This is a genomic window from Colwellia psychrerythraea 34H (assembly GCF_000012325.1).
GTDB classification, from domain to species: domain Bacteria; phylum Pseudomonadota; class Gammaproteobacteria; order Enterobacterales; family Alteromonadaceae; genus Colwellia; species Colwellia psychrerythraea_A.
Window position 1 is genome coordinate 386,124 of record NC_003910.7, and the last position, 17,439, is coordinate 403,562.

Annotated in this window: 12 protein-coding genes; 8 read left to right on the forward strand and 4 right to left on the reverse strand. The window is 38.6% G+C overall.

Annotated features, from left to right (window positions below; translation table 11 throughout):
- Positions 1-231: 231 nt before the first annotated feature.
- Positions 232-420, reverse strand: a complete 189-nt coding sequence (locus tag CPS_RS01725; RefSeq protein ID WP_011041246.1) for a hypothetical protein — start codon at positions 418-420, stop codon at positions 232-234.
- 515 nt (positions 421-935) lie between these two features.
- Between CPS_RS01725 and CPS_RS01730 the strand changes: the two genes are divergently transcribed.
- The 6 genes from CPS_RS01730 (at position 936) to CPS_RS01755 (ending at position 9,163) form a co-directional block, all read left to right on the forward strand.
- Positions 936-2,309, forward strand: coding sequence for a DUF3422 family protein (locus tag CPS_RS01730; RefSeq protein WP_011041247.1), 1,374 nt, complete (start codon positions 936-938; stop codon positions 2,307-2,309).
- A gap of 158 nt (positions 2,310-2,467) precedes the next feature.
- Complete coding sequence (locus CPS_RS01735) at positions 2,468-3,889, forward strand: aldehyde dehydrogenase family protein (protein WP_011041248.1); 1,422 nt, start codon at positions 2,468-2,470, stop codon at positions 3,887-3,889.
- A gap of 8 nt (positions 3,890-3,897) precedes the next feature.
- Positions 3,898-5,301 carry an APC family permease gene (locus tag CPS_RS01740; protein WP_011041249.1) on the forward strand — a complete coding sequence of 468 codons (1,404 nt, stop codon included), beginning with the start codon at positions 3,898-3,900 and terminating at the stop codon, positions 5,299-5,301.
- 119 nt (positions 5,302-5,420) lie between these two features.
- Positions 5,421-6,245, forward strand: a complete 825-nt coding sequence (locus tag CPS_RS01745) for a helix-turn-helix transcriptional regulator (RefSeq protein WP_011041250.1) — start codon at positions 5,421-5,423, stop codon at positions 6,243-6,245.
- A 448-nt stretch (positions 6,246-6,693) separates the two neighbouring features.
- A complete protein-coding gene (locus CPS_RS01750; RefSeq protein WP_011041251.1) occupies positions 6,694-8,091 on the forward strand; it encodes an NAD(P)/FAD-dependent oxidoreductase in 1,398 nt (465 codons plus the stop codon).
- Between the two features lie 148 nt (positions 8,092-8,239).
- Positions 8,240-9,163, forward strand: a complete 924-nt coding sequence (locus CPS_RS01755; RefSeq protein WP_011041252.1) for a manganese-dependent inorganic pyrophosphatase — start codon at positions 8,240-8,242, stop codon at positions 9,161-9,163.
- Positions 9,164-9,242: 79 nt separating this feature from the next.
- On the opposite strand, the gene fadA is transcribed toward CPS_RS01755, so the two are convergent.
- From fadA to CPS_RS01770, 3 genes are all read right to left on the reverse strand, one after another.
- On the reverse strand, positions 9,243-10,403 hold the full coding sequence (fadA, locus tag CPS_RS01760; protein ID WP_011041253.1) for an acetyl-CoA C-acyltransferase FadA: 1,161 nt from the start codon (positions 10,401-10,403) through the stop codon (positions 9,243-9,245).
- Between the two features lie 15 nt (positions 10,404-10,418).
- Positions 10,419-12,587, reverse strand: a complete 2,169-nt coding sequence (gene fadB, locus CPS_RS01765; protein ID WP_011041254.1) for a fatty acid oxidation complex subunit alpha FadB — start codon at positions 12,585-12,587, stop codon at positions 10,419-10,421.
- Positions 12,588-13,142: 555 nt separating this feature from the next.
- Positions 13,143-15,365 carry a bifunctional diguanylate cyclase/phosphodiesterase gene (locus CPS_RS01770; protein ID WP_011041255.1) on the reverse strand — a complete coding sequence of 741 codons (2,223 nt, stop codon included), beginning with the start codon at positions 15,363-15,365 and terminating at the stop codon, positions 13,143-13,145.
- Positions 15,366-15,911: 546 nt separating this feature from the next.
- Between CPS_RS01770 and CPS_RS01775 the strand changes: the two genes are divergently transcribed.
- A complete protein-coding gene (locus CPS_RS01775; protein WP_138140222.1) occupies positions 15,912-16,811 on the forward strand; it encodes a TIGR03899 family protein in 900 nt (299 codons plus the stop codon).
- A gap of 168 nt (positions 16,812-16,979) precedes the next feature.
- The gene (locus CPS_RS01780) at positions 16,980-17,360 is read left to right on the forward strand and encodes a MerC domain-containing protein (protein ID WP_011041257.1); all 381 of its coding nucleotides are present in this window, start codon (positions 16,980-16,982) and stop codon (positions 17,358-17,360) included.
- Positions 17,361-17,439: the final 79 nt, after the last annotated feature.

A 17,439-nucleotide genomic window follows, 5' to 3' on the forward strand; every position in this document is an offset into this window, starting at 1 on the left:
CTACAGAAAAGGGCGTATACCTCAGGGTATATGCCCTTTTTATTATTTCTTATTGCTTCTTCTTAATTCTTACTGGTCGTAGTTTTAAAAGGCACTGTTCTATCTGTTGGAGGGGTATGTAATGAGTAGGCCTGTTCTGTGCCGCGTAGATATCGAGTATGAATCTATATGGTATAACACTGACTCAGAAAGGCTGGGAACTGTTCAGTGAAGTATTACTTTGAATGACGATTAATTGTAACCGAGCACGTAACAGCTATTCGCTTCTTGTTCTACATATAAGCGTTTTTTAAGTAAGTTAACTGCAAAGTTACTACTGAATTCAACATCAGAGTTGAAAGTAGCTTCCTGAGATAAGCTCTCTTCATTACTTGCTGTATTTAACTCCTGAGAGGTTTTTGCTTCGTTACGGTTATTCATAATCACTCTACCTATTGTCGTAATGTGTAGTATTAGCTTATTACTATTTCAGAAGTAACTTGATTAATAAATACCCGAACGGGGGGATTACTCACGTTAGTAATGCAATGCCGTTTTAGTAAATCCACCCAGTTCATCTGTTGAAACGAAAGTACTCCTTAAACACAATTCACACTCATCGAGAGGCATTTTTATGGGTGATTGTGCGTGCAAAAAGATCTATTAAGTTTGATAGGTGTAAAACTTAACGTGTATTGTTTTGTATTTAACATAAGCTTAAATTGTTATTCAATAGATAAAACAGATTACAGTGCAGATTGTAATCACTCATCCTGCCAGAGTTAATGGAGTAATGCAGGCATTGTGAAGACTGAACTGGCTTAACAATGTGGTCAACTAAATCGGTTAATGAGCGCGTCCGCTTATTAAGTAATTAGTTTAACTTAATGATACCTAACCAAGATGACTTGGATCTGAACTAGTTAAGCTAAGTGACGAAAATAAGAGGAAGTAGATTGGAACTTTTTACCGCGAATGAGAGTCCGGAAAAACTGGGGATAGGCAAAGCTAATATCTTGATTCAACCGAATCATAAAGCGTATGGCCAACTGAATAAACATGCCTATTTCAGTCAAAGTTATGCCGATTTACATGCTAGACCGTTTCCTGTTTCAAATGTACCACTTCGCGTTTCACAAGTTTGCTTTCTTCATCAAGAGGGTGATAGTCAAGCCGTTGAATTAGCTCACTTACATGAGTTATGTCATCGATATAGCGTCAATCCTCCTTTAGCCAATGCATCGTGTTTTTACCAAAAAATGGGTGAATACGAAATTAGGTGGGAGCGCCATACAGAATTTAGTAGTTACACCTTTTTAATACATGACAGCGGATTGAAACCTTTTGACTGCCCACCTGTAGCGCTAGTACCCATTGATTGGCTTGAGGGGATATCAGGTGAGTTAATTGCTGCCGTTCATATTGATGCGTTAAGTGAAGGAAGCGTGACCTTAGAAAGAGATCATTTACGTCAATATTTTGAGGGACAGCGGTTAATGGGCTCTGAATTACATAATGGCGAGGCTATTATACTCAGTGCGTTGCGGTTACATGAGGATAACTTTAACCGAATATTGTTGGTTAATACTAGTTTGAATGAATGTCAAAGTGGCCGCGTGCTTAGAGCACTATTAGAGATTGAAGCCTATCGAAATATGACCTTATTGGCTTTTCCGCTTGCACAACAAGTGAGTATCAAAGTCAGCAAAATGGAATCGCAATTGGCCATGTTGCTCAAGAAGCAAAAAGATATTAAGTCGTCGAATGATGAGCAGAAACAACTGGCTGAATTGTCAGCAATGGCCGCTAATATTGCTGAAATCATCGCTAGCTCACGTTATCGCTTTGATGCAGGCAGTGCTTACTATGAAATGGTAAGAAGTCGGTTGGCTGAATTAGAAGAAAAAGACATTAATGAATTACAGACTTTTAGTGCCTTTATCGACCGACGATTATCTCCGGCATATCGAACCGTACTTGCGGCAAAACGTAGGCTTGATGATTTATCGAGTCGAGTCGATCGCGCTAGTGACTTTTTACGCACCCGTATTGATATGGCGATTGAAGCACAAAATCAAGCCTTGCTGACATCAATGGATAAAAGGGCGCAGATGCAATTCAACTTACAACAAACAGTTGAAGGGCTTTCAGTAATTATTATGACCTATTACGTACTGGCACTGTGCAAGTATTTATTGGATGCCAGCAGTAGCCTTGGTTATACATTTAATAGGGAAGTAGCCTTGACGTTGTTGATGCCAATTGTACTTATTAGCGTCTGGATGTTTAGCCGCCGGATAAAAAATGCAGTACAAAAAATTGCACCCTGATTGAAATAATCTATTGGTTAACAATGAAATAAGTTCGTTATTTATACAGTTGTAAATAGAGTTTTGAATGGTTTGGTTTGTGTACTCCCCTAAAGGGGGTACTTAACTTGATAGGGCTAGCATAGTCTAAGTTATTATTTTTATAGCGGGATCAAAAAATGTATACATATAACAAGCTCTATATTAATGGTGACTGGCAATTGCCAAACACTGAAGACACCATTGATGTGATCAATCCGGCTAACTCAGAACTTTGCGCTAAAACACCCAGTGCATCAATTGCAGATGTTGATAAGGCAATAGCAGCAGCAAAATATGCATTTGCGCAATGGTCAGCAACAACACCAGCAGAGCGAAGTCAGTTAATTACTGCTATTGCTGATGAAATGCAAAATAGAATAGATGATTTTGCGAGTGCTATATCTACCTCTATGGGCTGTCCTAAACATCTTGCTTTTGATATTCAAGTGCAAGGCGCGATCGACGCCTTTAGAGGTTATGCCGACATGACGTCTTATGTTGATGAATCATCAACAGAACATGGCGTGATGCAATGTCATTCCGCAGTTGGTGTTTGTGTTTTAATCAACCCATGGAATTACCCGTTATCTCAACTCGTTGGAAAGATAGGCCCAGCATTAGCAACTGGTTGCACTATTGTTGCTAAACCCGCAGAACAAACGCCTTTGCAAGACCTTATTTTGGCTGAAATCTTCGACAAAGTTGGCGTACTTGCTGGCGTGTTTAACGTAATTACCGGTTATGGTTTCAAAATTGGTGAGCATTTATGTTCACACCCTGACGTTGATATGGTTTCGTTTACTGGCTCTACAGGAGCGGGTATTAAAGTTGCTCAAGCGGCGTCAACAACAGTTAAACGTGTTTGTCAGGAACTTGGTGGAAAATCTCCGTTTATTATCACTGACGATGCAGATTTAGCTGCAGCTGTTCGATATGGCGTTGAAGATGTCATGATTAACTCAGGTCAAACATGCTGTGCATTAACTCGTATGTTAGTACCTGAATCACTTTATCAACAGGCGATTGTAATCGCCAAAGCCGTAGCAGAAGAAAATGTGGTTGGTGACCCACAAGACGAAAACGTTACCATGGGGCCTTTGAGCTCGTCCTTACAACAAAAAAGAGTTTTAGACTATATCAATATTGGTATTAAAGAAGGTGCTGAACTTGTAACCGGTGGACCAGAAATCCCCGCTCGATTACAACAAGGTGCTTACGTAATGCCAACTATTTTTACCAATGTAACCAATGACATGACCATAGCACAAGAAGAAATATTCGGACCTGTGTTATGTATGATCCCTTATTCAGACGAACAAGAAGCAATTAAAATTGCCAATGATACTGTCTTTGGGTTGTCGTCTGGTGTTTTTGCAAAAGATGCAAATGCTGCACTACAAATAGCTCGAAAAATCCGTGCTGGACAAAGTTATATTCAAGGCACTTATTTCAACTCTCATGCACCGTTTGGTGGCTTTAAACAGTCAGGAAATGGCCGTGAATGGGGTGTTGAAGGATTACGCGAGTTTATTGAAGTGCAGTCTATAATTATAACTTAGGGGAAAGTATGAGTGAGCTACATTTACATGAGAAAACGCTTGGAAAAAGGGATATATTTTTATTCTGTATTTCAGCCGTATTATTACTAGATACCTTAGCTGCTGGGGCCGTAATGGGACCAACAGTTATCTTTTGGTGGGTAATACTGACTATCTTTTTTTTAGTACCTTTCGGTGCTATCAGTACTGAACTTGGATCAGCTTACCCTGAACAAGGCGGTATTTATGCTTGGGTAAAAAGGGCATACGGCCAAAAAATGGCATCACGAATTAGCTGGTATTACTGGTCTAATGTTGCCGTTTGGGTACCTGCTATCTTCATTCTTTTTGCGGGCGTATTCTCGCAAATATTCATGCCTGATATGTCGCTAACAGCACAAATCATCATGGGTGTGGTACTGATATGGGTTGTGGTTTTTGTTAATATTGTTGCCTTAAATGTGGGTAAATGGATCCCAAATATTGGGGCAGCGATCAAGTTAATTATCTTTGCATTATTAATTATCGGTGGCATCTTGTATGGCATGGAGCACGGTATAGCAAATGAATTTACCTTAGATACGATGATCCCAAGCACAGAAAATGGCGGCTTGAGCTTACAATATTTACCTGCAGTTGTTTACGGTATGCTCGGTTTTGAATTAGCCAGTGCTAGTAGCGCTGAAATGAAAGACCCACGTAAAGATTTACCTAAAGCTGTTTTCTCATCAATTGCTGTAGTGGTAGGTGCATATATCTTAGCAACTACTGCGATATTAATTGCACAACCTGCTGATAAAGTTGATGTAGTTGATGGTTTGATGGATACCTTAGGTCAGTTCTTCGGTGGCAGTCCATTGGGTGATGCTTTCGTTGTTGTTCTCGGTGTTGGTGCGCTTTATACCTTCTTCTCCAATGGTGCAACGTGGGCAATGGGTGCTAATCGTGCAGCAGCAGAAGCGGCTATTGATGATGAATTACCGGCATTGTTTGCGGTTGAATCTAAGCATGGTACACCAGTAGGTGCGTCTATATTACTTGGTATTTCTGCTTCAATATTACTGATTTTATATGGTGTGATGGCGGGTAATAACGAAGATTTATTCTGGTCTTTATTTGCTTTTAGTGGTGTTATTTTTATGTTGCCTTACGTCGCTGTGTGTACAGCATTTGTTAAAATACGTGAAACGCATATTGGTATTAATGGCAAAATTGCAGAGGATGGCACGTTTAGATTTCCAGGTAGTCCTAAATTTGTAAAAACTTGCGCCTATCTTTGTGCCGCCATATTAATGGTAACGATAACGTTATTTATTTATGTACCAGGCGAGGGTGTTGCTTGGGAAGTATTATGGGGTGCCATTGGTGTTATCATAATGGGTGAAGTAGTTACCTATCGTGGCATGAAAAAAATGAAAACAGCTACAGTGTAACCAATATTGGTTTAGGTATTGTAATCGCTTGAAACAGCGACTCTTTTGAGTCGCTGTTTTGTTTGTATTTCAAACTTTACTATTATTAAGTAGAAACTTTTGTTAAGTGCGGTCATTTTATGAAATTAGATAAATATAGTTTAGCGCTAATTGAGCTAACTCAGCATGTTGGTACAGAGCACTTTTATTCTAAATTGAAAGACTTTTTTAAAATAACTTTTGATTTTGATGAGCTAATTGTTCTGCAATTTCATAAGTCTGCAGATACAAAGTTACATTATCGTTATGGAAATGATGGTAAAAAAAACATGCTGTATGGTGAGGAGTCTTGGCGCTATTTAACACGCTTATATGTACTAGATCCTTTCTACCGAGTGTTTGCTGATAAAGGGAAAGAGGGCTTTTTTTCTCTAGATGAAATAGCGCCGGATGAGTTTTCAAACAGTTACAGTTCTTACTTTAATTTTTTATCACTGACTGATGAGGTAGGTTATCTATTTCCGATAGATAAGGATAATTGTTTACACCTTGATATCTCTCGATTTGGCAATAGTGAGAAGTTCTCGTCTTTGGATAAAACACTTTTTGCTCAGTTAGTAACCCCCATTCAAAACCTATGTAATAGCCACTTGGCTATGATGGGTGAAAGCAGCGAAACTACCCACTCAAATGTTGAAAATGTCTTGCTTAATTTCGGTAAAGACATCCTAACCAAGAAAGAATATCAGGTATGCCAACTATTGCTACAAGGGCATTCCACAAAAGCCATTGGCACTATTATGACCATTGGCTACGAAACAGTAAAAATGCATAAAAAAAATATTTATAGCAAAACCTTTTTATCAAGCCAGTCAGAACTATTAGCTTTGTTTATTGATATTTTACAATCAGAGTCATTAGACAAAGATGTCGATCATTTATCTATTTATGTCGATGGACAATAACTCCCACCAATAAATTTTATTAGCTACCTTTTAGGGGGTATCTAAAAACTCTCATCAGGTTAACTTAGTACTATAAAACTAAGATGGTGTGTACGAGGAGTATTTATAAAAGTAAGGCTTTTATAAATAACTTACTTTGTTATATACCCGCTCCACTTGAAGATGCTCGTTTCATGAAGTCTGAGCGATTCATAATCAAGGCGTATTTTTTTATTAAGGGCTTTCCCTTAAAAAGAAATGTAACGCAGAGTATGATTTACTCAGCCTTCCCCAAGGGGCTGGTTTAGAAACGCTTTATGCTGCGTTATTGATTTCGACAATAGAATAACTATTTTCTTCAATCAATGCCTTGCCTAAAGGCGTTTCTAATTCCAGCTGAATCATGCATCTTCAAGTGGAACGGGTATAGATACTCACACCAATGTAATATTATAGAGGAGTTAGTACTGTGCAAGACCAAGCTAAACTAGCATTAGAAAACACGAAATTCACCCCTTTTTGGTTAGACAATCCAGATCGCCCAGCTGCTGAAGCTCATCTCACAACAGCGATTACCACCGATTTATTGATTGTTGGTAGTGGTTTTACTGGTTTGTGGACGGCGGTACAAGCCAAAGAACAAAACCCTGATCGAGCAATTGTTGTGATAGAAGCCAATACTGCTGCAATTGGCGCATCAGGTCGTCCAGGTGCTATTTTATCTACTTCGCTAATGCACGGTATGGAAAACTCTAACCGTTTATTCAAAAATGACATGGAAGAGTTGGAACGTCTCGGTAAAGAGAATATGGATCAGTTCCGTGACACCATTGAAAAATACAATATTGATTGTGATATTGAATGGACAGGTGAATTAACGGTTGCTGTCGGGAAACATGGCATTGACGATATTGAAGGTGAACATGAGCTGTACGTTAAATTTGGTCACGATGCCCATTTATTAGATAAAAAACAAATTCAAGCAGAGATTAACTCTCCATTTTTTGAGGGAGGTCTTTGGTCTAAAAAGCGCTCAGGAACTATTCATCCTGCAAAAATGGCCTGGGGCCTAAAACGCGTTGCAAAAGATCTCGGCGTAGTGTTTTATGAAAATACACCTATGCTGACAAGTAAAACGCGAGGACAACAAGTTTTTATTAATACGCCTGAAGGCAGTATTACAGCGAATAAAGTTATTTTAGCGACCAACGCATTCACTAAACATAAAAAGAAAATCAGTACACGTGTAGCGGCCATTCGTGATCGTATTGTGATGACTGAGCCGCTAACTGAAGAGCAGCTTGCCGAGCTAGGTTGGAAAAATAGACAAGGTATTTACGATACTCGAACGCAGTTAAACTACATGCGCTTAACAAAGGATAATCGTGTCTTATTTGGTGGCCGTTTAGGTTACTTTTTTGATAACGATACCGATCCTGAACATGATAAAACCCCTGAGCCATTTATTAAACTGGTGGGAATGTTATACAAAACGCTACCCGCATTAAAAGATATTAAAATATCGCATGCGTGGAGTGGGCCTATTGCTTTGACAACCAGAATGGCGGTGCATTATCAGTATTATCACGGTGGAAAAATGATCTATGCGGGCGGCTATTCTGGGTTTGGTGTTACCGCAAGTCGCTTTGCCTCTCGCGTTGCTTTGGCGATTGTTGACGATGTTGATATTCCCGAGCGTAATTTAGAATTTGCCAAAACAGTACCTGCTTGGATCCCACCTGAGCCATTTCGTTGGATTGGTGCCAAGATCACTATGTATGCATTAGATACCTGTGATGCAAAAGGTGGCTGGAGAATACCTTGGTTAACCCTTGTTGATAAAATGGGCTTCCCTTTAAAACCTTAAGCTATTTATAAGTAACGCTAAAGCGCGACTGTGATCACCTGAACTAGGTGATCATTTAAGTTATAATATATCGTTAAGCACTGCGTGATGAGCATACACAATCCATAGTTATTTTGGTAGAATGGAATAATTTAAGGAGAGCACTTTTATGCCCAATTACGTTGTAGGACACAAAATACCTGATTCAGATTCTATCTGTTCAGCTATCGCATTATCATATTTGAAAACCACTTTAGGCGAGGAAACTGTTCCTGCTCGTCTAGGTGAACTTACCCCTGAAACACTGTTTATCTTAGACAAGTTTGGCTTTGAACAGCCAGAGCTAAAAACTAGCTATGCTGGCGAAGGTGTTTATATTGTTGATCACAGTGATATTGAACTTGCTCCTGATGATATTGATCAAGCGACTATCTTAGGTATTATTGATCACCACAAACTTGGTGATTTAACGACGTCTACACCGCTTGAAATATGGGTCCGCCCGGTAGGCTGTACTAATACAATCATCAAGATGATGTATGATTTTAATAATGTTGAGATCCCGAAAAATATTGCGGGTGCAATGTTATGTGCCATTTTAAGTGATACCGTTATTTTTAAATCACCAACCTGTACAACTGCAGATATTAAATGTGTAGAAGCATTAGCTGAGATTGCCGGTATTGAAGATTTTAAAGAGCTTGGCATGGACATGTTTAGAGTAAAATCTGCAGTTGAAGGTACTCCAATTCGAGATCTAGTAAAACGAGATTTTAAAGATTTCAATATGAACGGTCAGAAAGTGGGTATTGGTCAACTTGAAGTCATTGATTTAGCCGTTTTTGATGACATTAAAGATGCGTTGTATGCTGATATTGCTGAACTTAAAGCTGAGGGTGACCGTCACAGTGTTTTCCTACTATTAACTGATATCATGAAAGAAGGTTCAGAGTTATTGATAGCGAGCGATAGTGATACGTTAGCTGAGCAAGCATTTGGTGTTACACCAAAAGATGGTAAAGCTTGGTTAGAAGGTGTGTTAAGCCGTAAAAAGCAAGTAGTACCGCCACTACAAGAAATTCTTCTTAAATAGTTATAGCAAACGGATTAATTTATTTAAGACAATAAAAAACCCAGCAACTGCTGGGTTTTTTTATGGCGATAATTAAATATTACACGCGTTCAAATACTGTTGCGATACCCTGACCTAAGCCGATACACATAGTAGCTAAACCAATATTAACATCTTGTCCTTCCATCAAGTTAATCAGCGTACCTGAGATACGTGAACCTGAACAACCTAAAGGATGACCCAATGCAATAGCACCACCATTTAAGTTAATTTGATCCATTTTATCTTCCACTTTTAATGAGCGAACACAAGATAATGCTTGCGCAGCAAAAGCTTCATTGAATTCAAATAACTCAATATCTGCAATAGATAAACCAGCACGTTTTAGTGCTTTCTTGGTAGCAGGAACAGGACCAAAGCCCATAGTCGCAGGATCGCAACCAGCAACGGCCATACCACGAATTTTAACGCGTGGTGTTAAGCCTAATTCTTTCGCTTTAGCAGCAGACATAACCAACATTGCTGAAGCGCCATCTGATAACGCTGATGAAGTTCCGGCAGTTACCGTACCATTGACCGGATCAAACACTGGGCGCAAAGCGGATAAGCTTTCTGCCGTTGTTTCAGGGCGGATAACTTCATCGTGCTCTACTAATGTTAATGCACCAGTAGCATCATGACCTTGTGTTGCAACAATTTCATTATCCCAACGACCAGCCAAGTGTGCTTCATGCGCTTTTTGATGCGAACGCGCACCAAAAGCATCTTGCATTTCACGCGTAATGCCGTGTTGTTTACCTAATAACTCAGCCGTTAAGCCCATGTTACCAGAGGCTAAAGCGATATTTTTATTCAGTGCTGGATCAAAATCAACGTCATACATCATAGGTACGTGACCCATGTGCTCTACGCCACCAATAAGGAATACATCGCCTTGTCCTGACATGATGCTAGTACTTGCTTGATGTAACGCTTCCATAGAAGAGCCACATAAGCGATTTACCGTAACGCCACCAATGGACTTTGGTAAACCAGCAAGTAATGATGCATTACGTGCAATATTAAAACCTTGTTCTTTAGTTTGCTTCACACAACCCCAAATAACATCTTCAATGTCTTCTGGGTTTAATGCAGGATTACGTACTAAAATTTGTTTCATTAAGTGTGCTGATAGTGCTTCAGCACGTACATTGCGAAAAACACCGGCCTTAGAGCGACCCATTGGAGTTCGTATGCAGTCTACAATTACAACTTCGTTCATTTTATTCTCCTCGGCTTAAGCTAATTTAACATCGGTAGTGAAGTAAGATTTACCTGATTTTGCCATTTCACGAAGGCCATCAGTCACATGATAAATTTCACCTAAATCAGTATACTTATCAGCCATTGCGATGAAGTTATCTAAACCTAGAGTTTCTAGGTAGCGAATTGCACCACCTCTAAATGGAGGGAAACCAACGCCATAGATTAAGCCCATATCGGCTTCAGCTGCAGTATCAACTACACCTTCTTCTAAACAACGAACCACTTCATTAACCATAGGGATCATCATTCGAGCTATGATTTCTTCGCTGCTAAAGTCTTTTTTATCAGCACAATGTTGACCAAGTAACTCGTAAGCAACAGGAGCTGGAACTTTCATTGGACGACCACGCTTGTCTTTGATGTGATCGTAAAAGCCTTTACCGTTCTTTTGACCTAAGCGCTCGTTAGCATAAAGAGTACTAACAGGGTCGTTGTCAATTTTTTTCATTCGCGTAGGGAAACCAGATGACATAACACCTGTACAGTGATCAGCAGTATCAACGCCAACAACATCAAGTAAATAGGCAGGGCCCATTGGCCAACCGAATTGTTTTTCCATGACTTTATCGATAGCGGTAAAGTCAGCACCTTCAAGTACTAATTGGCTAAAACCAGCAAAGTATGGGAATAAAACACGGTTAACATAGAAACCAGGACAATCATTAACAACAATCGGAGATTTACCCATTTTAGCGGCATAAGCCACGACTGCCGCAACCGTTTCATCTGAAGTATCTTTGCCACGAATAACTTCTACTAATGGCATTTTATTTACAGGGTTGAAAAAGTGCATACCACAGAAGTTTTGTGGACGTTTTACACTCTGTGCCAATAAATCAATGGAGATAGTAGAAGTATTTGACGTTAGAATCGCATCTTCACCGATCACACCTTCAACTTCAGCTAAAACCATGCCCTTAACTTTAGGGTTTTCTACAACCGCTTCAACAACAATATCTACGTCTTTAACACTGTCATAACTTAATGATGGAGTGATGTTGTTTAATACACCTGCCATTTTCTTAGCATTCATACGACCACGTTCAACTTGTTTAGTTAAAATGCCCGTAGCGGTTGTTAAACCTAAATCAAGTGCTTGATCATTAATATCTTTCATAATGATCGGGGTGCCTTTATAAGCTGATTGGTATGCAATACCACCACCCATAATACCAGCACCTAATACAGCGGCTTTATTGACAGCTTTTGTCGCAAGTTTACTTGCTTTCTTAGCTTTGCCTTTAATCACTTGGTCTGCCATAAACAAACCAATTTGTGCTGTTGCTGCATCAGTTTTCGCTAATTTAGCAAAACCAGTATTCTCAGCAGCCATTGCACCAGTGCGATCTAAGTTAGCACTAGCAATCAATGTATTTATCATAACCATTGGTGCTGGATAATGTTTACCCGCTTTAGCGGCAATCATACCTTTACAGGTAGTTGATGACATGATGAGTTCTGTCGGCGATAACTTTAATGCTTCCAATTTCGGCTGGCGTTTCGCGCGCCAATCTAGTTTGCCGTCAATTGCCAGTTTAAGCATGCTAATAGCAGCAGCTTGTAAATTTTCTGGTTCTACAACGGCATCAATAGCACCTTGTGCTAGTGCTGCTGCAGGTTTGAATGCTTTACCTGTAGACATCCAAGTTGCCGCATTATCAAAACCAATAAGTCGAGGTAGTCGTACAGTACCACCAAAACCAGGCATCAAACCTAGTTTAACTTCTGGCAGTCCGATACTGGCAGTAGTCGCTGCAACTCGGTAGTCACATGCCAGCGTCATTTCACAACCACCGCCTAAAGCGATGCCATTGATAGCGGCTATAGTGGGTAATTGAATATCTTCAAATGAGTCAAAAACGTCTGAGGCTTTTTTTGCCCAAGATGCTAAGGCATCTTCTGGCTGACTAAATGAAACTAAAAATTCTGTAATGTCAGCACCAACAATAAATGTTGATTTGCCTGAAGTAACTATTACGCCTTTAGCTTCACTGCAGTTATTAATTGCGGCCACTACGGCTATATATTCTTCAAAAGTTGCTTGATCAAACTTATTTACTGAACCCTGAGCATCGAACTTAAATTCTACAATGCCGTCTTCGAGTAATTGGGCTGAAAGGCTCTTGCCTTGATATATCATGCTTTGTCTCCTTCACCTAAAAGTGGTGTTGATGTTTTGATGATTAATCTAGATTTTTTAGTGCCATTCTGCACTCTAAAAAAACGTAGATAACTAATAATAGCTGACTGAGTGTGCCTTGAAAAAAAGTGAAATGCAATGAATTTAAAACAAGTGTTTTAAATGTGTGTATGTTTATTCTTTGTATATACCCAAACTCGTTGGAAATACATGATTTCAGCGGGAGTTTAAATGGTCAAATACAAGGTGTTTATCTTAAGCATAGTCATTCTATGGTTATTATAAATAGTGCGGTAGTTGGCCATTTAAAACCCGCCCGTAGGGAGTTTCTCAGGTAAGTAATCACAGCGTAACATCAATTTGAAAGGCAATAAGCATTCCTACATTGGTGTACTTTGTGCTGACTCACCGGAGTAACTCTGAAACACCCATTATCAAGGAGCTTGGGTATAGCGATTAATAACAGGCAAAAAAAAAGCACTCCACCCATACTTAGGGGAGTGCTTTCATAAATTTTATCGTTTTTGAGCGGGCTACAATTTATATTTGGAAGAATTAACTTTGTTGATGTAAAAAATTGATGAACTCATCTGCCGGCATTGGCTTAGCATAATAGAAACCTTGTACCTCATCACAACCTAATTCAATTAAACGTTCTTGTTGTTCAATTTCTTCAATGCCTTCAGCAATGACTTTTAGTTGCATCTTTTTACCTAAATTAATAATCGTTTCAGCAATAACTGACTGACCTTCCTTATTAATATCGGTGACAAAAGCGCGATCAACTTTTAGGCGATTTAGAGGCAATTTTTGCAAGTAACTTAATGAAGAGAAGCCAGTACCAAAATCATCGAGTGCTATGCTTATTCCTTGAGCTTTTAACTTGGTTAACGCATCAATGATGATTTGTGGTTCATCCATTAAAATGTTTTCAGTAATTTCTAGTTCAAGTTTGTTTGGCTTAATTCCATACTGAGTCATTGTGTTTATTATATTATCGACAAAATTATCTTGTCTAAACTGTGGGATAGATACATTGACTGAAATACTAAGGTCAGAGAAATTTTCTTCTAATACTTTTAGTTGCTTACATGCCTGACTAATAACCCAGTCTCCGATTTCAATAATTAATCCTGAATATTCAGCTAAAGGAATAAAAACAGCAGGAGAAACAAATTTACCATCAGCAGTACGCCAGCGCAGTAAAGCCTCAGCACCAATAACTTTACCTGTAGTTAATGATAATTGTGGTTGATACCAGAGTTCAAGGCAGTTATTTCCAAAATCATTACGAAGTTGGCGAATCATGTTTAGGCGCCATTGCATTTGATCTTCTATATCTGAGTGATAATAAGCAAAATGTTCTAAACGATTCTTTTTGGCAATATTCAACGCAATATTAATTTGATTCAATACTTGTACGCCGCTGCTTTGAGCATGTTCTTTAGTACATAAACCAAAACAAGCATTGATGGGAAGGTGTTGTTCACCTGCAGCAAAAGGCTGGTGGAATAAAGCGATTAAACTTTCAGGGGTTAAACAATCGGCCGGACCAATAATGCCAAAAACGTCAGCACCTACTCGTGCCAGTTGGCAGTCAGAACCTATACTTTGAATCCGTTGACCTACTGCAGATAGCAGCTTATTGCCAATATCTTGTCCTAAGGCATCATTGATATCACTGAAATGATTTATATCAATTAAGGCTGCAACCGTATTTTTACAATCATTTTGAGCAAAACTATCAAGTAAGCGCACAAATTCAAGACGATTCGGTAAGTTAGTTAACCAATCTCTGTAAGCCGCATTGGTGAGCTTTTGAAATAGGTGGACATTTTCATAACCTACAGCGACTCCGGTTAAAAATACATTCAATAGTTGAGTTTGGATTTCGGTTAACGGGCTAGAAAGCCTGACATGAATGACTGCACGGTAATCACCTTTAGCAACATAAAGATCAAGGCTATCATCAAGATATTGATGTTTTTGTTGTAAGAAGCACGCTTTTACTTGTTTGTTTGCTTGGTTATCTTGCAACGTATCAATTTTTTGGTTCAGTAAGCTATCATCAAAGCCAATTTGTGCTAAAACATAAAAACTCAAGTCATCAATATTATCAATAATACCTTGGCCTCTAGCGCAAAAAACTGCAGATATATCATCACTTATGAGGGTTCTTAATTGGGATAACACACTTTGACTAAAAGTAGGGAGAGAGTGCTGTGACGATAATTCGGTAGCACCAGAAACTATTTTCTCAAGACCTTGACGGTTCTCATTGACAGTAGCTATTTGTTGGAAAGAGCGAATAGCGGCAAAAACGGTAGTGACTAACTTTCGACGAGTTAGCTCGGTCTTTGTCTTATAATCATTGATATCATATTCTTTTATGACACTTTCTTCGGGGGCATAACCAGGTTGCCCGGTACGTAAAACAATGCGGATATCTTTTCGCTGTAATGTTTCTCGGATATATTTGACAACATTTAAGCCAGCATCATCAGTTTCCATAACTACATCGAGTAGTACTAGAACAATGTCATCATTATTTTCAATTAGTTGACAAGCATCTTTACCTGAATAAGCATGTAAGTACTCAAGACGACGTCCTAATACGACCAGATCTGATAATGCTAATTGAGTCACTGAATGAATCTCTGGATCATCATCAACAATTAGAACTTGCCAAGTTTCATTACTGCCAAACGCTAAAATCTCGTCTTCATCACTATCATCGATGAATAAAAAGTCATCATGGGAATTTTCTGATGCTTGCATACCGCCCTCATAACTAAGCATATTATCTGGGAATATAAATAGTTAAAATTGAAATTTATTGTATTGAGCTTAACTATAACTCAGTACTACTTTTTTACACCATTGGGCGTGATAATGAAACCTGTTTGGTCATATTTTATTTGTTTTATTTTACTGGGTTATAATAAATTGAATTTAATCATGTATCGTTAGCCTTGCTTTTGACATAGTGTGTTAAAACGTATATACCCATTCCACTTGAAGATGCATGATTCAGCTGGAATTAGAAACGCCTTTAGGCAAGGCATTGATTGACGAGAATAGTTATTCTATTGTCGAAATCAATAACGCAGCATAAAGCATTTCTAAACCAGTCCTTTGGAGAAGGTTAAGCAAATCATACTCTGCGTTATCTTTCTTTTTAAGGGATGACCCTTAATAAAAAAATTCGCCTTGATTATGAATCGCTCAGAGTTCCTGAAACGAGCATCTTCAAGTCGAACGGGTATAGGCATCAAGTGGAATATTTCTGCTTATTTTAAGGGTACTAAAAAGGGAGGTAATACAGTGAGTAAAGACAAATCAGATGTTGTGATACTTGAAAAGAATGTCAATAAAGACGGTGATAATACTGCCATAGTAAAGAGTAATAAATCGACTCAAAACTCAACAGAAGCCGGCGTCTCTCAACAGTTTTTGAAGCTCGCTAAAAGATTTGTTATTGATGGCGCTTTGTTACCTGAAGAAAAACAAATGCTCATTGAAGATCGCACTGTGAAGCGAGCAAGACTGAGCCAATTACGCAAGCAGCAAAATATCGAAAATATTATGCAGAAAACGCTTGGTTATTGTGCAAGTTTTGAAATCGGGCAAAGAACAGATCATGACTGGTTCAGTCGCTATATTGCGTTATCTGAAGAAGTCAGTAATCCGACCATGCAAGATTTGTGGGCAAAGATTTTAGCAGGAGAACTCACTAAACCTGGGGCTTTTTCATTCAAGGCTTTGCAAGTTTTTCGAGATATGAGTATTTATGATGCGAAACTATTAGCGAAAGCTTGCTCATTAGCGATAAAAGATCCCAATAAGAAAAATATTAGGCTAATCACTGGTGCTTATCAACAACCAGGTCTGTTCAATTTTTTCTCTAAGCAGCGACAGCAATATTGTAACTTAAGTCACTATGGTTTGAATTATGCGGATCTACTTGCGTTATCAGAAAATCATCTTATCTATTTGCAAGAAAGTGAGTCTAGCTTATTAAGTAAGGACGACTCTCTGCAATTTACATACAATGGTTTACCATTAAAATTAACTGCAAAAAAATCAAATGTTTGTTTACAGTTTTATAAGTTTACCCCGCTAGGAGCGGAGCTTGCTCATCTGATTAGTGATAAAAGCAATGATGAGTTTTTTGATCATTTAAAAAATATGTTAACTCATTACTTTGCAGTTAATAGTGATTAAATAGCAGAATCTTTTAGTAGATGCACGTCCTAGAGGTATGAAGAACCCTCACTTGCATCCTTAGCGTAAATTTACTAATGTTATATTATATCAATTGTGATATTATCTCACTTTGAAGGTCAACGCTGGCCAGTTAACAGTAAATTACTCTAGATTCGCGGAATAAACATGTTAGATAGAATAGGCATTACAGCAACTTCCTTATGTGCATTACATTGCATTTTATTACCTATTATATTGCCAATGCTACCTTTGCTTGGGTTAAGCTTTTTAGCTGATCATGCTTGGGAACATGTTTTTCTTCTGATGACTGCGGCTCTTGGTACTATCGCATTATTTTCTGGTTTTAAACGTTATCACAGACGTTTGTATCCCTTCTATTTGCTTTATTTGGGCGTGACTTTATATTGGATTAAACATGACTTTTCTGAAGCGTTAGAACCGTTTTTTATTATTGGCGGCGCAAGTCTTATTATTGCAGCCCATTTCATTAATATTAAGTTATGTAATAGCTGCAAACAATGTGATGATGAAACTTGCAGTAGCTAACTTCCTTATCGAAAGTTAGCTAACAGTTCGTTCAATTTCTTCTTATACCAGTCGGATCAATCAATTAGTCAAATTGGTA